This window comes from Amycolatopsis sp. NPDC051102 (genome assembly GCF_040682815.1).
GTDB lineage: Bacteria > Actinomycetota > Actinomycetes > Mycobacteriales > Pseudonocardiaceae > Amycolatopsis.
The window spans coordinates 1-20,658 of sequence record NZ_JBFBBT010000001.1 but is presented as its reverse complement, the minus strand read 5'-3'; the positions used below and the strand labels follow the sequence as shown (position 1 = coordinate 20,658).

Sequence of the window (20,658 nt, the reverse complement as noted above, 5' to 3'; positions counted from 1 at the left end):
GACCACAAAGTAGAGCCCGGCCGCGCGCATCAGGTCCAGCCCGTACCCGCGTGGAACCGGCCCCTGCCCGGTTCCCGCCAGGTTTCCGCGTCCCGGATCGTCAGCTCGGTGTGGCGGGGGCCGACGGCGGATTGCTTCACGGCGGCGGTGACTTCGATCTGTCCGGGGTGGGGCAGCAGCGCCGAGTCCACGGGGACGCCGTAGCCGTGTTCGATGCTGTTGCTCACCGCTTCACTGACGGCGAGCACGAGGTCGTCCACCTCGTCCTCCGGCCAGCGGTGCGCCTCGAGCCAGTCCCGGAGCCGGAGCCCCGCTTCGAACAGCTCTCGAGGTGTCCTGCTCAGAGCATCCGCCTCCTGCCGGAACGCCGCGAGTAAGACCTTCAGAGTCGAGGGCGTGTTGGAAAGCGTTCCGACGCCAGCCGCGACGACGGCGTCCACAAACGCTGTTGCGTCCACATCAGTGCTGGCGGCAAGCGTGGCGACGTCGTCGCGAGTGAGCGGCGCCAGATCAGCGACGACGCACGCGCCGAGTGCTTGCTCCAGCACTCGAGTCAGGCCTTCGGGATAGTCCGCGGTGCGGCAAGCGATGAGGAACCGCAGTGCACGGGTGTCCTTGTCATTGAGTGCGCGTTTCAATCGCGCCGGCAACCGGAACAAGTTCGCCGCTTCATCGAGTTGATCGAGGACAATGGTCAGCGTCGCAGTCAGCGGTCCCGCGGCTCCGGCCACCGGCAGCGCCGCGAGGTGTTCGCCCAAGACCTCGTTGAAAGAGCTGCTATCACCGAGTTCAGAGCCGGTGATCCATACCGTGCCAGGAGACCCCGGTTCGGGCTCCCCGGCACTCCGGTCGGCGTCGGTCAACCGGGCGAAGGTGGTCGTCTTGCCGGCTCCAGGTTCCCCGAGCAGGACCAGGGCGCCTCGTCCGACCACGGCGTCCTCGGGGCGCACCATGCCCGTCCCCATCCGGAGCGGCTCATCAGCGGTGGGATCCGGCAGGAACCCACCGTCGTCCAGCTCGAACGGCGGGTCGTCCTGGTCCTCTCCGCTGCGGACACGCAGCCAACGGCGTACGGGTTCGGCGAATTCGAGGTCTCCGGCCATGCCCATCCTTAGTCCATGCTGGTGACCGATTGCACGGCATGAAGCTGTATCCGACCAGCGGAAGAGTCGAGTCAGCACCCCCACTGCGATGCATGACGGTCATCATCTACTCGGTGAAGTCCGTGCCGAGCGCTGGTCGGCCACACAGCGGCGTGCAACTTGAGTTCAGGGCTGGTATGTGCAGATGGCGCCGACGCTGTTGTGCTGTTCGACGACGACCTTGCCGTCGACAGTGATCTTGCAGGTGTTGTCCTTGCTGCCCATCTTGAACTCGACCGGGGTGGCGCTGACGGAAGTGAACACGAGATCGTCCATCGTCAGGGTCTGACTCCAGGTCTTGCCTTTCTCCAGGACCTCCTGGGAGTTCTCGGTGAAGCCGCTCCCCCACTGCAGATTGGACTTCGCCGCCGTCGTGACCTCGAGGACGACGGTGTGCTTGGCCGCCGGGTCCGCGGTCGGGGCTGCCGCGGCCGGCTGGGACCCGGCGTCCGCGACAGCAGCCGGCGCGGCCGCCGTCGGCAGGCCGTTCCCGGCGTCGTTGACGGCCTTGCCGAAGGCCGCGGTCCAGAGCACGCAGATGACCAGCCCGATCGCCGACAGCACGACGGCGGTGATGGCCAGCCCCTTGTTGCTCGCCTGGCCGCGGTTGGCGCGCAGCGTCCCGACGATGCCGAAGATCAGTCGAATTGCAACGCTTCGACCGGCTCCTGACCGACCTGGTGACCGAACTCGCCAGAGCACTCTGAACAGGACAGCTCGGCCCTCCCGTGATTGCGGCCGCCGGTAAGAGGCGCATGTTCGCCGCCTTCAGGTAAGTGAACCGTTCTGGTGTGGTCGTACGTAGCCACGGTGTACCTAGCCGCGATCTCACTCGTGAGTGAGGAGCCGACCGGGGGTCAGGCCTCGTCGTCGTTCACAAGTTTCATGTGAGAGCAGTAGAATGGACCGCTCAGCCGTGTCTCGGCTGGCCAATCCTGGGCCGCGCAGAAAGCCCGTGCTGCCAGCGACTCCCCGATCGCGGTCGTCGACCATCGATAGCTCGCTCCGCGCGCAAGCGCTGCCGCAACGAGTGCTGTGCCGAACCCCGGCGCCGGTAGGACGCGTCGACTCGGACAGTACCGACCACACCCCTGCGGTCGACCCCGCACGGCCACAAATCGAGACTGCCAATTCGTCGGCTGCGCGGCTGCAGCACGACTTGCCCCACGCCAGCTCTCGCCGCGGGCGGTCGTGCAATCAGCACGAGCTCGGCCTGTGTCGGCGGCGCCTCGTGCGCGAATCGCTGGTCACGCAGCCTGGCCGAAGCCGCCCGCGGCTGGGCCCTGCTCACGCAGCGGGGTCACACAGCCCTTCCGGACCCCCGGCCTCCGCCGGATCGCGTGCTCCCACCGGCTACGGACAGCAGAGGGGACAACCGATAGAATGGCGGAACTTTCAGCCCAGCCGACCAGCCCCGTCGCAGGTGGAGCCAACGGCCGGAGGAAGAGGGAGACGATGAAGGCTGCGGTGGGAACGAATTGATCGCCTACAGCACCCGCGAGCGCGCGGTCGACGACGTGGGCCATGGCGATCACCTGTGTCTGGCGTTCACCGATGACGCCGAGCAGCGGCGGGTGGTGACGACCTATCTGGCGGGGGGCCTTGAGCGCGGCGAGCGGGTGATGTACGTCGCCGACCAGAACACGCCCACGCAGATCCTTTCCTGGCTGCGCGAAGCCGGAACGGATCCGGGAGCGGCGCTGGACAGCGGCCAGCTCACGGTGACCACGGCCGACGACAGCTACCTGGCCGAGGGGCCCTTCGACCCCGATGCCATGGTGGCCAGCCTGCAGAGGGAGGTCTGCGACTCCCTCGCGGCCGGCTTCACCGGCTTCCGGGTCAGCGGTGAGACGACCTGGGCCCTGCGGGACATTCCCGGCGTCGACCGGCTGGGCGAGTACGAGACGAAGGTGAACGAGGTTTTCGCCGGGCAGCCCGCCTCGGCGATTTGCCAGTACGACGCCCGCCGCTTCGACTCTGCCTCCCTGCACGGCTACGACCAGTGCCATCAAGGAGCCGTGGAACAGCAGCCGCTGTACACGAGCTCGACGCTGCGGCTGGTGCCATCCCTGCGCAACGGACAGCGATCGCTGCGTGTGGCGGGTGACGTCGACTACCACGCCGCCGAGGCACTGGCTTCCGCACTGGAGGAGGCCCTGGGCTGGCCGGGCGACATCACGGTCGACATGAGCGCCCTCCAGTTCATCGACCTGGCCGGTATACGGGCGCTGGTCCGTACCGCCGAGCGGCTGACCGCGGAACGCAGGCTCCATCTGGTGGACCTCGAGCCGATGCTGAGCGAGGTCATCCACGTCGTCGGCTGGGACCAGATACCGTCCCTGACCGTCACCGCGCGGGGGGAGCTCGCATGAGTAACGTCACAGCACCGCACCCGCACCACGACAACGCACCGCACCTGACCCATCAGGGACTGATCTACGGCAGCGACGAGGCGTTCCTGACCGCGATGGCACCCTTCTGCCTGGACGGCCTGGAAGCGGACGACGCCGTCCTGGCGGTGACCACCCAGCACAACATCGGCCTGCTGCGCCAGTCACTGGGAGATGCGGCCCGGCAGGTCGAGTTCGTCGACGCCGACGACTGGTACCACACGCCCGGACGCACGCTGGGGGCCTACTACCGCTACGTCGACCAGCGCACGACAGGCGGCCGGCACCGGCAGGTGCGGGTGATCGGCGAGCCTGTGTGGCACGGTCGCGACCCACTGGAAACGGCCGAGTGGACCCGCTACGAATCGGTTATCAACGTCGCCTTCGCTGACTGCCCGGCATGGATCGTCTGCCCCTACGACACCCGCGTCCTGCCGGATGACGTGGTGGCCGATGCGCGGCGCACCCATCCCGAACTGATGACAGGCCCCTGCACGGAGGCCAGCCACCACTACGCCGCCCCCGACACCGGCCGCGGACCCTGGCAGCGCCGGCTCGCTCCCGTGTCCGCCGACGGCGAGGAGGCCGTAATGCGCTTTGGAAACGACCTGACGGTGGTGCGGGCCTTCGTCGCCCAGGCCGCCGACACCCTGGGCATGCCCAGCGACAGGGCGCGGCGGCTGGTGTTCGCCGTCAACGAGGTCGCCACCAACGCCCTCCAGCACGGCGGCGGTCAGGGACAGGTGACCCTGCGGCGCTCCGGACACCGCATTGTGTGCGACGTCACCAACCCCGGCCACGCCCCCGGCGTGGACTGGTACCTGGGCTACTTGCCGCCCGACCCCGAGCAAGGACGCGGCCACGGCCTATGGGCGGTACGCCAGCTATGCGACCTGATGGAGGTCGACACCAGCCCCGACGAGACCACCGTGCGACTGCACCTGACCCTGGCCTGACACCCGGCCCCGGTCGCGCCACGTCACATCCCACGACTGCGTGGGGTGAACGCGGCACAACCGGGGCTTAGAGAACTGGGCGGGAACCCCGACCGGACGACCATCTGCGGCCCATGCGATCTCAAGCCATTCTCACCATGGGAATTGCGAGAGGCGTGCCAGGAGATCAGTCCCGAGCAGTTCTCCCGGGCCTGCTCTCGCAGAACCCCTCCCATGACCGTCGGGGTCCTGCGAGGCAGTTCTGAGGGCCGACGCAGGAGGGCTGAGGCCTGAGAAGTTCAGGCTAGATGCCATCGCGGGTCCCCAAGGCCGTCACCAGAATGTTCACGCGATCAGCTGGAAGAGCTGGCTTGAATTACGGCACCGACCGCCGCAGAGAGGATGTCGGGCTCGCTCTCGTGCAGTCAGCGGGACACGCCACGCGCTCCGGCGGACCTGGCGGTGGTCCAGAACGCGAGTTCGACGCCGGAGCGGTGGACCTCACGGTCATCGTCCGGCAGGCGCCACCACGCGGCGAGGTAGCGCGGGTGGCCCAGGTACGGCCCCGGCGGGCAGTACGTGCCGAGGTCGTGCCACGCGAGACGTCCGTGCGGCTTGCTCGCAGTGCTGGACAGGGGCAGGTTGATGCGTTCTCCAAGGTGGACTAGACGTGGCTGGCCGGGTGCGGGGAGATATTGTCCAGCATCGTGTAGTCCAGCGCGCCCGCGACGCTCCAGATATCTGATCAGCTGGTTGCCGGACGCAGACGTGGCGGACCGGGTAGCGGCCGACCATCTCCTCGACGGTCAACCGGCGGGTCAGCAAAGAGAATCCGGACCCCACGACACTCCGCAGCGGTCGCGAAGGCTTCGACCACCGCGCCGTCAACACAAAACTGCCGCACCCCCCGGAACATCCCGGGATGCGGCAGTCGAGAGACCGGTCAGTCCTTGTGCGTGACCGCCTTGACGGCGTCCTTGATCTTTTCGCCCGCCTGCTTCAGCGAGCCCTTGGCCTGATCCACCTTACCTTCAGCCTGCCACTGCTCGTTGCCCGTGGCGTCGCCGACGGCTTCCTTGGCCCGGCCCTTGAGCTCTTCGCCCTTGTTCTCCAGCTTGTCGTTCATGACGTGTGCCCTTCGTCGCGGCGACGTTCCCGATCACCAGTCGCCTACCCACTCGACGTTCGGGGTACCCAACCTGACGTCGCCGCGAAACCCCGCGCACACGATCAACGATCCGAACGCCATGCGCCCGCAAGCCAATATTGCGCCCACCTCGCGGACGGTGGCGTAACGCCCAACTTCAGCAGCGTGCTCCGGGGGAGGGAAGACAATGCCGCCACAGCAACCGATGTGAGAGTGGCCGTCGAGCGCCACGCACGGGAAGCGCGGGCTCATCGACAGCGCCCTAAAACATCACCACACCGGCGTGGTCTCGCCATCGAAGTCGAACGAAGGCGTTCTGCGCCGGCCGAGCCACGCTCACGGACGCGCAGAACGCGATTTTCGCCGACTGGACGACCGCGAAGTCCGTGCTCGGCATCGGCTGATACCAGCGTCCGGGCACGAGCACAGCACGTCCGACCACCGGCGATGCCTGCGGTGGGACGGACTGATCGGTTTCTCTCAGTGTCCTCACAGCACTGGGGGCGCATAGTGGCCGCTGTCTGTCCGTGGTGAGCAGATGAGTAGCGTCAGGAGTCGCCCGAAGTGCTGTCGGTCATTGTGGGACGTCGTCAACCCAGCATCGGGTGGGGAGGCCGGCCGCCGTACCGGGCGTGCCGCGCCGTGGTACCGGCAGGCGACTGATCGCCGCGCGGACATGACCCGGACCAAGGGGTACCGCCATGGCGTGCTGGAAGCCGAAGGCTTCCCGGTGGCGGAGATATCGGACTACTCCGGGCCCGTGGAGCCTCGAAGCGGGCGGACGCGAAGCGCACGAGAACGGGGCGAGTACGGTCACGCTCACCATCGCCCCGAGCTGATTCCGGCTGCACTCGCTCGAAGCGGTGAAGAACCGGCTGAAGTGACGGCGTTCAGCTCGTGAGCTTCAGCAGCCGCTCCGCATTGCCGTGGGCGACCGCCTGCCGCTCGACATCGGTGACCGGCGCCGCGCCGATGCACCGGCGGGCGACGGCGCCGGCACTGAAACGCCGCGCCCACCCGGTCACGCACCGGACCGGAGCCGACCTCGGCGCCATCGGTGTGCCGGACAATCGTGCCGCGGACGACAGCCGGGAACGCCGTCCCCCCTTCCCCCGCTGTGCTTCGCATCCCGACAAGAGACTGCCCAGTACGCCGTCGAATTCCTCGGACTGGCGCGTCGGACCTTCCGACGTCGGCCGGCCACGACGCCTCCTTACCCCCGCACCTCCCGCCCGCTCCGCTCGCCTCTACCCGGCCAGCTCCTTCGTGACGCGTTCGAGCATGAACTTCGACGATTCGACGGCCCGCTCTTCCCAGGCGAAGACGCACACCGTCGCGACGCCGTCGAACTCGAGGTCGCGGAGGGTGCCGAAGAAGGCGTCCTGGTCCCGGTGCTGGTGGTCGGCGTCAGCCGCATGCACGAGGAGTGAACCCGCACCCGGGACAATCGGCGCTCGATCCGGGCCGGCGTCGCCGGGACCGGCCAAGTCATCGCCGTCGCGGCCACGATCGTGCTCTGCGTGTTCGCCTCCTTCGCGTCTTACTCGCCGCGGATGGCGTTGTCGTGGATGACAGCGGCTACCTGAGAGTGGCGGCCTGTCTCCGCCACTCGCCCCTGGTCTAGCAAGATGACGCTGTCGGCAGCTTGAATGGTGGCGGGACGGTGCGCGATCACCAGCAGCGTGCATTCCGCGGCTATCTGTCGGAGCGTGCGGAGGAGTACTGCTTCGTTGGCGGGGTCGAGGTGTGCGCTGGGTTCGTCCAGGAGCAGCAGTTGTGGCCGGGGCAGCAGAGCGCGGGCGATGGCTACCCGTTGCCGCTCGCCACCGGAGAGTAGATCGCCGTGCTCTCCCACGTGGGTCTCCAGGCCGGCGGGCAGCCTGCGGACGAGACCGTCCAAACTGGCCAGTTCCACGGCACGGCGGATCTCCGCATCGGTGGCCTCGGGCCTACCGTAGGTGATGTTCTCGCGCAGGGTGCCGTCCATGATCGGCGCGCTTTGCTCGACCAGGCCGATCGCCGCCCGGCATTCGGCCACGCTCATCTGCCGCACCATGTCGCGTCCGTCGAGCAGGATCCGCCCGGCGGTGGGATCGTAGAAGCGGGCGATAAGCGCGAAGATCGTCGACTTGCCCGCCCCTGAGGGGCCGACCATCGCAACGCAACGGTGGCGCGGCACGACGAACGACACTTCGCGCAGCACCGGCCGGTCGGGCTTGTAGGCGAAGTTGACGTTGTCGAACGCGATCGCCGGCGTCTGCGCGTCGACCGGCATTCGGGTGCTCGGCGGTGACTCCGGACTGGTCAGCTCGTCGGTCTCGATGGGCAGCTGGGCGACGTCCTCTATCCGCTGCAACGCCGCCAGTCCTCGCTGCAGCATCGCGAACACCGCGAACAGGCCCGCCATCGGTTCGGCGATATAGGTGACGTAGAGGAGGAATCCGACCAGCTCCGCCAGTGACGCTTCCCCGCCCGCCACCCGCAGGCCCCCCACCACGAGCACCGCGATCATGGAGCCGTGCACCGCCAAGGTCATCGCGGGTCCGACGATGGCGTCCCGCCGCGCGGTCGCCAGGCTGTCGTGGAAAGCCTTGTCGGCCAGGCGCATGATCCGATCGCGCTCGCGGTCCTCGGCACGCAGGACGCGGACGGTCCGGATCGCCGACAACGCGCGTTCCAGCTCGGCGCTCATGCCGCCGAGGCTGTCCTGTGCGTCTTCGACCGTTCGCCGGATGCCCTTGAGCAGCAGCAGAGTCAGGCCGCCGGTGAGCCCGACGATCCCCGCGACGACCACGAAGAGCACAGGATCGAGCCAGATCATCATCCCGATGCCGCCTACGGTGACGAACGAGCCGACGGTGACCTCGACGAGGTCGTAGGCCAGTGCGTCGCGTAACAAGGTGGTGTCGCCGGCCACCCGGGTGATCAAGTCGCCGAGCCGGTGCTGCTGGTACCGGCTCATCGGTAGCCGCAGCAACCGGTCCACGATCCGCCGGCGCAGCCCCAGCACGATCCCGTCGCTGGTGCGCTCGAGCAGATAATGAGCCACCGCGGAAACCGCTGCCTCCGCGACGAACACCGACGCCAGCACCGCCAGCCACACGCCGTACGGAGCACGGTGGGAGAACGCTTCAATCGTTCCGTTGGCCAGCAACGGCTGCGCCAGCCCCAGTCCGCCGCCGACCAACGACAGCGCCATCGCCGTCAGCAGGACCGCGCGATGCCCGTGCGTGGAACGGAGCAGATCACGCCATCCGGCACGCGGTGCGCCGCCGGGTTCTTCGGCCGCCGGGAGCTCTTCGCACTCGCCGGGGTTGTCGTGTCCGGCTACCCGGCGGCTATTCGGCACAATCACGTTCTAACAGGCGAAGAGCGTCACCGCACCTCGGAGCACCTGCCGCCACCCGGTCATGGGCGGGCCTTGGGGCGCATGTCGGTCCAGACTTCATCCACGTGGGCACAGCACTCTTGTTCGGTGCCGGTGGTCCCGTCGGGCCGCCAGCCGGCGGGGACAGCTTGGTCGGCAGGCCACAGGGAGTACTGGCCCCCGTCGTTCACGAGTACCTGGTAGGCGATGCCGTCTCTCATCTCCGGGCTCCCCTTTCGTGGGTAACAGCCGAGGCAAGGGCCATCAGCCGCTGACCTCGCGCGCCAGATCGGCGACCGTCGCCGCGGTGAACAGGTGCCTGACGTCCAGCTGGAGGCCGGCGCGCCGGGCGTGGGCGACGACTTGGATGCTGAGGATGGAGTCGCCGCCGAGGGCGAAGAAGTTGTCGGTGACACCGACCCGCTGCACGCCGAGGACTTCAGCCCAGATCCGGGTCAACGTTCGTTCGGTGGACGTGCGTGGCGCGATGTATTCTTCGGCAGTGTATTCCGGTGCGGGCAGGGCGCGCCGGTCCAGTTTCCCGTTCGAGGTCATCGGCAACGCGGACAGCATGACGAACGCCGACGGCACGAGGTAGTCCGGCACCCTCGCGGCCAGGGACGTGCGCAGATCCTGCGACGGGTCACCGACCACGTACGCCACCAATCGTTTCCCGCCGGGCTGGTCCTCCCGGGCAACCACCGCGGCCTCGCGGACACCGGGTTCGCGCAGCAAAGCCGTTTCCACCTCGCCGAGCTCGATCCGGTGGCCGCGGATCTTGACCTGGTCGTCGGCCCGGCCGACGAACACCAGCTCCCCCTCGGTGTTCCAACGGACGAGGTCTCCTGTGCGGTACATGCGTTCACCGGGCTTCCCGAACGGGCAGGCCACGAAGCGAGAAGCCGTGAGGGCCGGCCGGTTGAGGTAGCCGCGAGCGAGCTGGTTGCCTGCGAGGTAGAGCTCTCCGGGCAAACCCACCGGGACGGGTTGCAAACTCGCGTCGAGCACGTATACCCGGGTGTTCCACAGCGGCCGCCCGATCCGCGGACGGTCACCGGAGATCCGGCAGTACGCCGCGTCGACCGTGTACTCGGTCGGTCCGTAGAAGTTGTACGCCGTCGTGTCGGGCAATCGGGAAAGCCGTCGCCACAACTCCGGATTGATCGCTTCGCCGGCGACCATCAGGTTCCGCGGATGGTGCCGGTGGTCGCCGAACAGGCCCGCATCGATCAGTTGCGGCAGGTAGGAGGGGGGCACGTCCATGAAGTCCGCACGGTGCGTGTCGACGTAGCCGGCGAGAGCGCCGGGGTCCAGGCGAGTGGCGTCGTCGATCACGTGGAGCTCATGACCGCCCGCCAGGAAGATCAGCCCCTCCAGGGACGCGTCGAAGGAGAACACCGCCGTCAAGGCGACCCGGATTCGCCGTTCGACGGGAAACACGTCGGCGTGATCAGCAGTGACGTTCACCAGGCTCCGGTGTTCGACCACCACCCCCTTGGGCCGCCCGGTCGACCCGGACGTATAGATCACATAAGCGGAGTGCTCCGGGCGAAGAGGAGAAAGCCGGTCAGCGTCAGTCAGATCAGCGTCGGGAAAACCGGACGTGTCGGGAAGGGCGTCGAGGATGAGACACGGGTCGGCGTCCTGCAACATGAACTCGACGCGCTCGGCCGGCAGATCCCGGTCGAGCGGCAGGTAGGCGCCCCCCGACTTGAACACCCCGAGAATCGCCACCACCACGTCGGCGGACCGGGGCAGCCTCAACGCCACCAGGCGCTCCGGGCCGACCCCGTGCTCGACCAGGTGGCGAGCCAACCGGTTCGCCCGGCGATTCACCTCGGCGAAGCTCAACACCTGGTCGCCGAAGACCACAGCGGTCGCCTCCGGAGTCCGCGCGACCTGGGCCTCGAACACCACGGGAAACGACACGTCCGGAACCTCACGGGACGTGTCGTTCCACTCCACCAGCAGCTGGTGCCGCATTGCTTCCGACATCCAGGACAGCTGATCGACGAGGCGGTCGGGGTGGACGACGATCTCCTCCAGCAGCTGGGAAAGCCGCTCCGACATCCGGCCCATCGTCGGCTCGTCGAAGAGCCGTGGGTCATAGGCCAGTTTCATTTCGAGCCGTTCGTCGGCGTGCGCGGTCAAGGTGAGCGGCAGGTTGGTGGTGTCCACGGCCTCCACTTCGGTAACGGAAACGCCGGCGGAGTTCGCGTCGTCGAGGGGGTAGTTCTCGAACACCACGATGCTGTCGAAGAGCGGCGAACCGGCGGGCAGATCGCTCCAGGATCGGATCGTGGGCAGCGCGATGAAGTCGTGGCTGCGCGACCGGCTCTGCGCCGCCTGGAGCTCGCGCAACCACGCGACGATGTGCTGCCTCCCGTCGACCCGCACGCGGGTGGGGATGGTGTTGATCAGCATGCCGACCATCGACTCCACCCCGGCCAGCTCGGGTGGACGGCCGGAGACAGTGGTGCCGAAGACGACGTCGGATTCCCCGCTGTAGCGCGACAGCAGCAGGGCCCAAGCCCCCTGGAGGACGGTGTTGACGGTCAATCCGTTGCGCCGCGCCATCTCCCGGAGGTCCCAGGCGTCGATGCCGCTTTCGATGGCCTTGGTCGATTCTGTGCGATGCGCCTCGCGCAGCCGGCGGTCGAACGGCAGGGGTGTCGGTGTGTCGAACCCGGCGAGCACGGACCGCCAGTACCGCTCCGCCGCCGCAGCGTCCTGTTCGGACAGCCAGCGCAGGTAGTCGCGGAACGGCCGGCGGGCGGGCAAGACCGGTGGGCAGTCATCGACGATCGCCGCGTAGTGCTCGTACACTTCGCTGAGCACCAACCCGGTACTCCAGCCGTCCAGCAGGACGTGGTGCGAGGTCCACGTCAGCTCGACCCGGTTGTCGTCCAACGCGGTGATGGTCAGGTGCAGCAACGGGAAGCTGTTCAGACCGATGATCGTCGGTTCGGGTGGTGGCTGGTCGTAATCGACCGGCACGGTCGCCCGGCGACGGACCACCTGAACCGGCTCGTCCAGGTTTTGCCAGACTACCCGGCTCCGGAGCACGGGGGTGCGGTCGACGACCTGTTGCCATGCCTTGCCGAGCGCACGCGGGTCGTTGATCCCGGCCAGCACCAGCGTGAACTGGTTGACGTAGGCACGCGAGTCGACCAGGCCGTGAAAGACCATGCCGGCTTGCAAAGGGGTGAGCGGATAGATGTCCTCGACATCGGAGCCGTCCCCGGCGACGGCGTCGACTTCGGCTTGGGTGAGCCGGACGAGCGGAAAGTCCGATGGTGTCCGCCCGCCGGAACCCGGTGCCTGGCAGTGCCGGATGATTGCACGCAACGCCGAGATGAGCTGATCGGCGAGCCGCTGGACGGTCGCCTCGTCGTGCACGCTGGCGAAGTACTGCCAGGTCAGTTCCAGTTCGTCGTCTTCGACCAGGCCGATGATGTCCAAGAGGCAATCGCCGGTCTGGCCGGACTCCTGCTCCTGGCTGATGGGGTCCAGCCACCGCTGGAAGAGACCGGTGCCGCGGCCCGCGTTGTCCCACTGTCCGAGGTAGTTGACGGATACCTGGGGCAAAGCACCACTCAAGCCGGCGTCGGGTTTGAGGTATTTCAGCGCCTCGTAACTGAGCCCCTTGCGCGGTACGGCGCGGAGCTGCTCCTTGACGCTCTTGAGGATAGTGCCCCAGCCACCGCTGGGGATGTCGAGAACGACGGGGAATTGGGTGGTGAACCAGCCGACTGTGCCGGTGACGTCCTCACCGGCGAGGATTTCCTCGCGGCCGTGGCCTTCCAACGTGAGCGACACCTGATCGCGGCCGGTCCAGTGGGCCAGCACGACGCCGACCGCACTCAGCAGGATGTCGTTGACCTGCGTGCGGTACACATCCGGTATCTCACGCAGCAACGCGCCGGTCTCCGCGCGGCCCAGGTGAGTGGTGACGGCTCGAACCGAGTCCGCGGTGTTGTCCCCATGGCGGTCCACCGGCAGTGGCAGCGCCGCGGGAATGCTTCGCCAATGCGGAAGATCGTCCTCGAACGCGCCGGCGCGGACGTACTCGTCGAGCCTACGTGCCCAGTGCGTGAAGGGGCTCCCGGCGTGCTCGAGATCAGCACCCCGGTAGGCGGTCTCCAGATCACTCAGCAGGATCCGCCACGAGACGCCGTCGATGACGAGGTGGTGCACGGTGAGGAACAGTCGTGGGTGTGGCCCACGGAACAGCACAGCACGCAGCAGCGGCCCGTGCTCGACGTCCAGGCTCCGCTGTGCAGCCAGCGCCTCCTCGGGTTCGGCGCCCACATCCGAGACGACCCGGAACACCGGGGCTTCTTCCCGCTGGACCGCCACCTGCGACCAGCGGCCTGCGTCGCGGGTGAACCGTGTCCGAAGGGCGGCGTGGTGGTCGATGACCGTGTGCAGTGCCTCGCGCAACCTGTCCTCGTCCACGTCCGCGGTCAGCTCCACGAACATCGACATGGTGCAGTACCGCCGCGGGTCGTGGGTGGCGAAGAACCACTCTTGGATGGGGGTCAGCGGCGCTGGACCGGTCGCCGGCGGGTCCGGTGGCGCCTCGGCGGCACCCGGGGTCGCCATGAAGGCGAGTTCGGCAACGCTCTGGTGCTGGAAGACGTCGAGCGAAGTCAGGTGGAGGCCGGCGCGCCGGGCGTGGGCGACGATCTGGATGCTGAGGATGGAGTCGCCGCCGAGGGCGAAGAAGTTGTCGGTGACACCAACCCGTTCGACACCGAGGACGTCGGCCCAGATCCGGGCCAAGGTTTCCTCAGCGGGAGTGCTCGGTGCGGTGTATTCCTTCGCGGCGTATTCCGGTACGGGCAGGGCACGCCGGTCCAGCTTCCCGGTCGCGGTCATCGGCAACGCGGAGAGCGTGACGAACGCCGACGGCACGAGGTAGTCCGGCACACTCGCGGCCAGGGACGTGCGCAGGTCCGGAGACGGGTCACCGACCAGGTACGCCACCAACCGTCTCCGGCCCGGCTGGTCCTCCCGGACGATCGCCGCGGCCTCGCGAATCCCGGGTTGGCGGAGCAGGATCGCCTCCACCTCGCCGAGCTCGACCCGGTAGCCGCGGATCTTGATCTGGTCGTCGGCCCGGCCGATGAACACAAGCTGTCCGTCGGCGGTCCAGCGCGCACGGTCCCCGGTGCGGTACATCCGTTCCCCCGGCTTCCCGAACGGACACGCCACGAAGCGGGAGGCCGTGAGGCCAGGCTGGTTGAGATAGCCCCGGGCCAGCTGATTTCCCGCGAGATAGAGTTCCCCGGACACCCCGGCCGGGACGGGCCGCAAATTCTCGTCGAGAACATAAGCCCGCGTGTTCCACAGCGGTCGCCCGATCGCCGGGCGGTCACCGGCGATCCGGCAGCACACCGTGTCGATCGTGCACTCGGTCGGACCGTAGAAATTGTAGGCGGTTGTGTCCGGCAAGCCGGAAAGCTGCCGCCACAACTCCGGGTCGACGGCTTCGTTGCCGAGGATGATCTTGCTCGGCTGGTGCCGGCCATTGTCGAACAGGCCGGCCTCGACCAGCTGGGGCAGGTACGACGGAGACACATCGATCACGTCCACGCACTGCGCGTCCACGTAGTCCACCAAGCTCGCGGCGTCCAGGCGGGTGGCGTCGTCGACGACGTGCAGTTCGTGCCCGGCGGCCAGGAACACGAGACCTTCCAGTGAAGCGTCGAAGGAGAACACCGCCGTCAACGCCACCCGAAGCCGTTCCCCGACCGGGAACATCGCGGCGTGGTCACACGTGACATTCACCAGGTTCCGATGTTCGACCACCACTCCTTTGGGACGCCCGGTCGACCCCGACGTGTAGATCACATAGGCGGGATGCTCCGGACCGAGGTGAGAAACCCGGTCGGCGTCGGTCAGGTCGACGTCCGCGTGCCCGGTCGTGTCAGGCCACGAGTCGAGCATGAGGCACGGACTGGCGTCGTCGAGCATGAACTCGGCGCGTTCGGCCGGCAAGTTCCGGTCGATGGGAAGGTAGGCGGCCCCGGATTTGAACACAGCCAGGATCGCCAGCACCATATCGGCGGATCGGGGCAGCATCAACGCCACCAATCGTTCCGGCCCGGCGCCCTGCTCGACCAGGTAGCGAGCCAACCGGTTCGCCTGACGGTTCACTTCGGCGAAGCTCAGCCGCCGGTCGCCGGAGACCACGGCGGCCGCCTCCGGTGTTCGCGCCACCTGCGCCTCGAACAGCGCGGGAAACGACACACCCGGCACATCATGAGCCGTGTCGTTCCAGTCCACCAAGATCTGACGCAGTTCGGAATCGTCGCACAACGGCAGTTCGCCCACCGGCCGATGCGGATCCAGGGAGACAGCGTCCAGCAGGACTCCCAGGTGCTTGGCGAGCCGCTCGATCGTCGTCACGTCGAAGAGGTCGGTGTTGTATTCGACCGTGCCGTGCAGTCGCCCGTCGGACTCCTGGAACTCGAAGACGAGATCGTGGGTCGCGGACACCACCGGCAGGTGTACCTCGTCCACTCTCAGTCCGGGCAGGTTCACGACCTCGCCGGGCGTGTTCTGCAACGACACCATCACGTCGAACAAGGGCGTGCGGCTGGGGTCCCGTACCGGTTGCGCCGCCTCGAGCACGCGCTCGAACGGCACGTTCTGGTGCGTGAAGGCGTCCAGCACGGTGGTGCGGACCTCGGCGAGCAACTCGTCGAACCGCTTCCCCGGAGCAACCTGCGAACGCAACACCAGGGTGTTGACGAAGAAGCCGACCAGGTCGGTCACCTCGGCCCGATCCCGGCCCGAGGTGACCGTGCCGACCGCGATGTCTTCGCGCCCGCAGTACCGGGCCAGCAGGACCTGGCAGGCCGCCAGCAGAGTCATGAACAAGGTACAGCAGCGATCCCGGCTCATCTCCTTGAGCGCCTGTGCGACCTGGTCCGGCACCACGAACTCGTGAACCGCACCTGCTGAGGTCCGGACCGCCGGCCGAGGGCGGTCGGTCGGCAGCTCCAGCGGCGTCAGCCCGGCAAGCTGTCCCCTCCAGTAGCCGAGGTGCTCTTCCGGAGACTCCTCCCGTTGCCAGGTCGAGAAATCGAGGTAGCGGATCGGCAGTGGCGGAAGCGGGGTATCGGTGGCGTACAGGGCGGCGAGATCGCGAAGCAGCACCCCAGTCGACCAGCCGTCGGTGATGATGTGGTGCATGGTCAGGACGAGCACGTGATCATCGGGGCGGAGCCGTACCAGGCGGGTTCGCAGCAACGGTCCCCGGCGCAGGTCGAACGGCGTACCCGCCTCCTCGGCGAGGATCAAGTCGAGGTCGCGGTCGGACACCGCGACGCACACTTCGTACGGCTTCCCCACGATCTGTACGCCGCAGCCGTCCACCTCGCCGAACGTGGTCCGCAGCGACTCGTGTCGCGCCACCAGAGCTGACAAGGCCCGATTGAGCGCGTCCACGTCCAATGCGCCACGCAACCGCAATGCGGTCGAGCAATGGTACTCCGTGTTCCCCGGTTCGAATCGGTCGACTATCCACAGTCGTTGCTGTGGAAAGGACTGAGGCGCCACGTCCACACTGAGTGCCCGCGGTATAGGGTCCACACGAAACGCATCGACAGAAGGCAACGACGTAATCCCATCGTTGGGTTCGCAGCGGGTCACCTGCTCCGACCCCTACTCGAAGATGATCAGAACCATAGTCAGGGAGAAACAACCGCGCAATTGGAGCATCGAGTCACCCACCCGCCTGATACAAGAACACCCTTTAGAGTGGGGCGGCACTTACTTTTCGTAAGGTTCGCGCGAAGGCACACGGGAATCTCACCTGGCCGCACCCGCATCCATGGCGCGAGGTGACCGAGGTCGCCGACGGGGCACAATGATTCAGGTGCCGGCGATTCTCCCGCTGAGGATGGTCAGCCGGGCGTGGCCGAGGTCGGCGCCGACGACGGTTGTCGATGAATGAAAGGATTTGCGGCGTGGCGAGTTCCGGAGACAATTGATCACCGTGCAGTGTCGCGCCGGGTCCATTGACACCTGCCAAGGCGCGGGAGATTGACGGCGATGTCCGCAGCGTCACGATCGGCGCCGCCCCGCAGCCGTGCATCACCCTCGAACCGGTGGAGCCAGGCGAAGGTGCGCTCCACCGGCCAGCGGATGGCGCTCAGGCCCAAACCGTGCTCGGCGCCGCGGCGGGCGATGACCGGGGTGATGCCGCGGGCGCGAACCAGGCGGCGGTGCTTGTCGTGGTCGTAGCCACGGTCGGCGTAGAGCCGGCGAGGCCGGCGACGTGACTTGCCTACCGAGCCGCGGGTCGGCGGGATGGCGTCAATCAGCGGGATCAGCTGGGTGACGTCATTGCGGTGGCCGCCCGGTCAGCGTGACCGCGAGCGGGGTGCCGTGGGCGTCGGTGATCAGGTGGTGTTTCGAGCCAAGCTTGCGCCGGTCGACCGGGCAGGGTCCGGCGTGGTCCCCCCTTTGAGAGCACGCAGGTGCGTGGAGTCCACCAGCGCGACTGAGAGGTCCAGTAGCCCGGCTGCGCGCAGCTCGACGAGCAGGCGTTCGTGCAGTTGCTGCCACACGCCGGCTTCGTGCCACTCGGTCGGCCGCCGCCAGCAGGTCGTGCCCGAGGCATCGAACAGCGCTGTCGGCAGCCGGTTCCACCCGATCCCGGTGCGGATCACGTACAAAATGCCTTCCAGTGCGGCCCGATCATCGGCGCGCTTGCGGCCCGGGTAGCGGAAGCGCCTCTGATGCACCGGGATCAACGGTTCCAGTCGTGCCCACAGTTCGTCGGTCAGGACCTCCTCACGCATGAGGTGATGTTGGAACGCCCAGTGTCACGGGCAAAGCCGACACGCCAGCTCATTCTGAACTGATCTCTTAGCTTGAGTTTTAAGGTTCAAGGGGTCGATGGGCACCCGGTTGATCATGGATGAAGCCCTTGGTTGATCATGCTTCTTGTCTAGGGAAGAAGATCAAGCAAGGGCTTCGATGATCAGTGTGCACCATCCCAGCGCGACCGCTGCGCTGGGGGACCTCTCCGCGTTCCGTGCGGCGTTTCACCACTGCCTAACCGCCCGCGCGGACGCGTTGTTCGAGCTGGCCGACGCGGTACTGTGCGCCGAGGGGCCGGTCACGTCACTGGTTGAACTGTCGCTGGCGACCGAACACCGACGCGGTCACGGCTCCCTCTACGACGGGTTGAATCGCGGCCGGCTCGAGGTCAATCGATTCCGCGCTGTCCTGGCCCACCAGTCGATCCCCCGCTCGCAGGACGGTCGGATTGTGTTGGCCATCGACGTCAGCCATTGGTTGCGACCGGATGCCAACACCAGTCCCGAGCGGTTGTTCTGCCACACCTACGCGCGTGGCAAGGGCCAAGCCCAGATCATCCCCGGCTGGCCCTACTCCTATGTCGTGGCACTGGAACCCGGACGCAGCTCGTGGACGGCGATACTGGACGTGCTGCGCGTACGTCCCGTCGATGACCACACCGACCTGGCCGCTGCCCAACTGCGCACCGTGGTGGACACCCTCATCACCGCCGGGCACTGGCAGACGGGCGACCCGGAAATCTGGATCATCGGAGACAGCGGCTACGACGGTTCGCGGTTAGCGTTCTTGCTGGCCGATCTCCCGGTCCGGATCCTGGTACGGCTGCGCTCAGACCGGGTTCTGCGCTTCCCCGCGCCGCCGCGCCAACCCGGCACTCGCGGGCGACGTATCCGGCACGGAGCCCGGTTCGTGTTCACCGATCCGACCAGTTGGCCGACCCCGGCGCAGGCCACGATCACCAACACCACCCGTTACGGCGTCGCGCACGCCCAGTCCTGGGATCGCTTGCATACCAAGCTGACTCGTGTCGGCGCTTGGGTCGGCCACGCGGAGTCGCTACCGATCGTGGAAGGCACAGTGATCCGGCTGCAGGTCCAGCACTTACCTGGCACCGGGACACCGAAACCGTTGTGGCTGTGGTACTCCACGACCGATAACGATGCCGCGCCCACCGCAGACCAGGTAGATCGGCTATGGCAGATGTTCCTGCGTCGGTTCGATCTGAAACATACGTTCCGATTTCTCAAGCAAACTCTGGGCTGGACCACACCTCGCGTTCGCGCTCCCGAAGCCGCGGATCGCTGGACGTGGCTGATGGTCGCAGTCTACACCCAGCTGCGGTTGGCCCGTCCTGTTGTCGAGGATCGGCGGCGTCCCTGGGAACGAAAACCGGCCGCACCTGGCCGGTTGTCCCCTGCCCGGGTCCGACGTGGTTTCCGTGCGGTTCGACCGGCAACCGCGATGCCTGCCAGCGCACCAAAATTCTGCCGGCCTGGTCCCGGACGCCCGTCGGGATCGCGAAACTCGCGTCGAGCCCCGCTTCACAACCCGGCAAGACCAGGAAAACAGACATCAAGGGTTAAAACTCAAGCTTAGAGGACGAGTCGTGCGTCGAGCCTCCTGCGTGGCTCCGGGCTGAACGATTTCTACAGCCCACTGGACGGGGCACACGGTGCGCTCCCTCAGTTGATCATGCTCAGCCGCGGCGTCGGCTGGATCGTCCCGGAAAGCCCAGTTTCCGGACGGCGTCGTCGCTGAGATTCGAGTTGAGCTGGACCGGCACGAGCACCAGGCGGTCGAACGGGCTTGCGGTGACGCCCCGGCGCCGATGGCGTGGGTGTCGGTCGCTCACCGTCGGGCGACGGCGTGCTGGTGCTCACGGTCAGCGGCGAGGTGGACCTGCGGACCCGCGGTCCGCTGCGTCGGGCGTTCCTCGCCGCCGCACGGGAGGCACCGGCCGCGCTGGTTCTCGATCTCGCTGCGGTGACGTTCGTCTCCGCGGCCGGGCTTACCGTCCTCGTCGACGCCGCGCAACGAGGCGGCGACAGCACCGCGGTGCGGGTGACTGTCGAGGATGTTGGTGAGTACGTCGGCGACCCAGCCGCTGGTAGCGGTGTAGCCCTTCAGCCCGGCTACCGCGGCCGCCGCGACCAGCGCGAGCACGACCGCGAACGGATGATCACGGCCCGGGTCGGACCGGCTGTCCGAGACGGCGAGCAGCAAGTCGAGCAGACCGTGGCACGAAGGCGTGGACGAGACGTCCTCGGACAGCGGCACGAGCGACGGATCGGCAATGAGGACGGCCGACTGCGGCACGACGAAGCTCCGCTTGAACCAGATCTGCGGAAAGACCTGGCCTCAACGGAGCTTCGTCCATATCCGACACGCCTACGCGAGCATCGTCACTCACCGCCACCATCGATCATGAAACGGCCATGTCAGCGCACCCTCGGCGACCTGGGCTACGAAGGCCTGGCCGACACCATCACCGTCGCATTCAAGAGACCCAAGAACGTTGGGCTGCTGCTGGCCCGCAGCAGCCCAACAAGGCCCACAACAGCCTGCGCGCGATCGGCGAACGCGGGAACTCGCTGCTCAAGACAACGTTCAAAGCGCTGCGCAACGTCAGCCTCAACCCATGGCGGATCGGGACGATTGTCGCCGCGGCCCTGATCATCCTCCACATCGAGCACGACCGCACCACATGACCGTCAGTAGTCAGCTCCTTGCTCGGACAACCTCACTAAGAGGTCAGTTCAGAATGAGCTGGCGTGTCGGCTTCGGTTGCAGGGTCGGATGTTCCAGCATTGCAGGATGCGTGAGCAGGTCTTGACCGACG

Annotated in this window: 11 protein-coding genes and 3 pseudogenes; 5 read left to right on the top strand and 9 right to left on the bottom strand. The window is 67.3% G+C overall.

The genetic code is table 11. The features are described from left to right. Positions 1–29: 29 nt before the first annotated feature. Entirely contained in the window at positions 30–1,103 is a 1,074-nt protein-coding gene (locus AB0M93_RS00070) for an ATP-binding protein (protein ID WP_364266169.1), read from the bottom strand. A 165-nt stretch (positions 1,104–1,268) separates the two neighbouring features. Further along, entirely contained in the window at positions 1,269–1,844 is a 576-nt protein-coding gene (locus AB0M93_RS00065; protein WP_364266167.1) for a DUF4190 domain-containing protein, read from the bottom strand. A 776-nt stretch (positions 1,845–2,620) separates the two neighbouring features. On the opposite strand from AB0M93_RS00065, the gene AB0M93_RS00060 reads away from it, so the two are divergent. Together AB0M93_RS00060 and AB0M93_RS00055 are read left to right on the top strand one after the other, a co-directional pair. After that, positions 2,621–3,514: an MEDS domain-containing protein gene (locus AB0M93_RS00060; RefSeq protein ID WP_364266164.1), complete on the top strand. Its 894-nt coding sequence runs from the start codon at positions 2,621–2,623 to the stop codon at positions 3,512–3,514. Beyond that, positions 3,511–4,488, top strand: a complete 978-nt coding sequence (locus AB0M93_RS00055) for a sensor histidine kinase (RefSeq protein WP_364266161.1) — start codon at positions 3,511–3,513, stop codon at positions 4,486–4,488. The genes AB0M93_RS00060 and AB0M93_RS00055 overlap by 4 nt, the downstream gene beginning before the upstream one ends. Before the next feature lie 922 nt (positions 4,489–5,410). Here AB0M93_RS00055 and AB0M93_RS00050 read toward each other — a convergent pair. The 7 genes and pseudogenes from AB0M93_RS00050 to AB0M93_RS00020 all read right to left on the bottom strand — a co-directional run bounded on the left by AB0M93_RS00050 (position 5,411) and on the right by AB0M93_RS00020 (position 17,797). Then, the gene (locus AB0M93_RS00050) at positions 5,411–5,593 is read right to left on the bottom strand and encodes a CsbD family protein (protein WP_364266158.1); all 183 of its coding nucleotides are present in this window, start codon (positions 5,591–5,593) and stop codon (positions 5,411–5,413) included. A 911-nt stretch (positions 5,594–6,504) separates the two neighbouring features. Beyond that, the gene (locus tag AB0M93_RS00045) at positions 6,505–6,639 is read right to left on the bottom strand and encodes a hypothetical protein (RefSeq protein ID WP_364266155.1); all 135 of its coding nucleotides are present in this window, start codon (positions 6,637–6,639) and stop codon (positions 6,505–6,507) included. 222 nt (positions 6,640–6,861) lie between these two features. Continuing rightward, the gene (locus AB0M93_RS00040) at positions 6,862–7,035 is read right to left on the bottom strand and encodes a hypothetical protein (protein ID WP_364266152.1); all 174 of its coding nucleotides are present in this window, start codon (positions 7,033–7,035) and stop codon (positions 6,862–6,864) included. A 119-nt stretch (positions 7,036–7,154) separates the two neighbouring features. Continuing rightward, positions 7,155–8,969: an ABC transporter ATP-binding protein gene (locus AB0M93_RS00035; RefSeq protein ID WP_364266149.1), complete on the bottom strand. Its 1,815-nt coding sequence runs from the start codon at positions 8,967–8,969 to the stop codon at positions 7,155–7,157. Positions 8,970–9,022: 53 nt separating this feature from the next. Further along, complete coding sequence (locus AB0M93_RS00030) at positions 9,023–9,202, bottom strand: MbtH family protein (protein WP_364266146.1); 180 nt, start codon at positions 9,200–9,202, stop codon at positions 9,023–9,025. 43 nt (positions 9,203–9,245) lie between these two features. Continuing rightward, positions 9,246–16,643, bottom strand: a complete 7,398-nt coding sequence (locus AB0M93_RS00025) for an amino acid adenylation domain-containing protein (protein WP_364266144.1) — start codon at positions 16,641–16,643, stop codon at positions 9,246–9,248. A gap of 341 nt (positions 16,644–16,984) precedes the next feature. Then, positions 16,985–17,797, bottom strand: a pseudogene (locus AB0M93_RS00020) (IS5 family transposase). Between the two features lie 178 nt (positions 17,798–17,975). Here AB0M93_RS00020 and AB0M93_RS00015 point away from each other — a divergent pair. The 3 genes and pseudogenes from AB0M93_RS00015 to AB0M93_RS00005 form a co-directional block, all read left to right on the top strand. Beyond that, positions 17,976–19,415, top strand: coding sequence for an NF041680 family putative transposase (locus AB0M93_RS00015; RefSeq protein WP_364266141.1), 1,440 nt, complete (start codon positions 17,976–17,978; stop codon positions 19,413–19,415). Positions 19,416–19,652: 237 nt separating this feature from the next. Then, a pseudogene (locus tag AB0M93_RS00010) lies at positions 19,653–19,808 on the top strand (hypothetical protein); the annotation flags it as partial. A gap of 563 nt (positions 19,809–20,371) precedes the next feature. Continuing rightward, positions 20,372–20,527: pseudogene (locus tag AB0M93_RS00005) on the top strand (IS5/IS1182 family transposase); the annotation flags it as partial. Positions 20,528–20,658 lie beyond the last annotated feature (131 nt).

Bases quoted from the DNA above. Each gene is read 5' to 3' on its own strand.
- AB0M93_RS00050 (WP_364266158.1), bottom strand. From the start codon at position 5,593: ATGAACGACAAGCTGGAGAACAAGGGCGAAGAGCTCAAGGGCCGGGCC.
- AB0M93_RS00070 (WP_364266169.1), bottom strand. From the start codon at position 1,103: ATGGCCGGAGACCTCGAATTCGCCGAACCCGTACGCCGTTGGCTGCGT.
- AB0M93_RS00055 (WP_364266161.1), top strand. From the start codon at position 3,511: ATGAGTAACGTCACAGCACCGCACCCGCACCACGACAACGCACCGCAC.
- AB0M93_RS00015 (WP_364266141.1), top strand. From the start codon at position 17,976: ATGATCAGTGTGCACCATCCCAGCGCGACCGCTGCGCTGGGGGACCTC.
- AB0M93_RS00030 (WP_364266146.1), bottom strand. From the start codon at position 9,202: ATGAGAGACGGCATCGCCTACCAGGTACTCGTGAACGACGGGGGCCAG.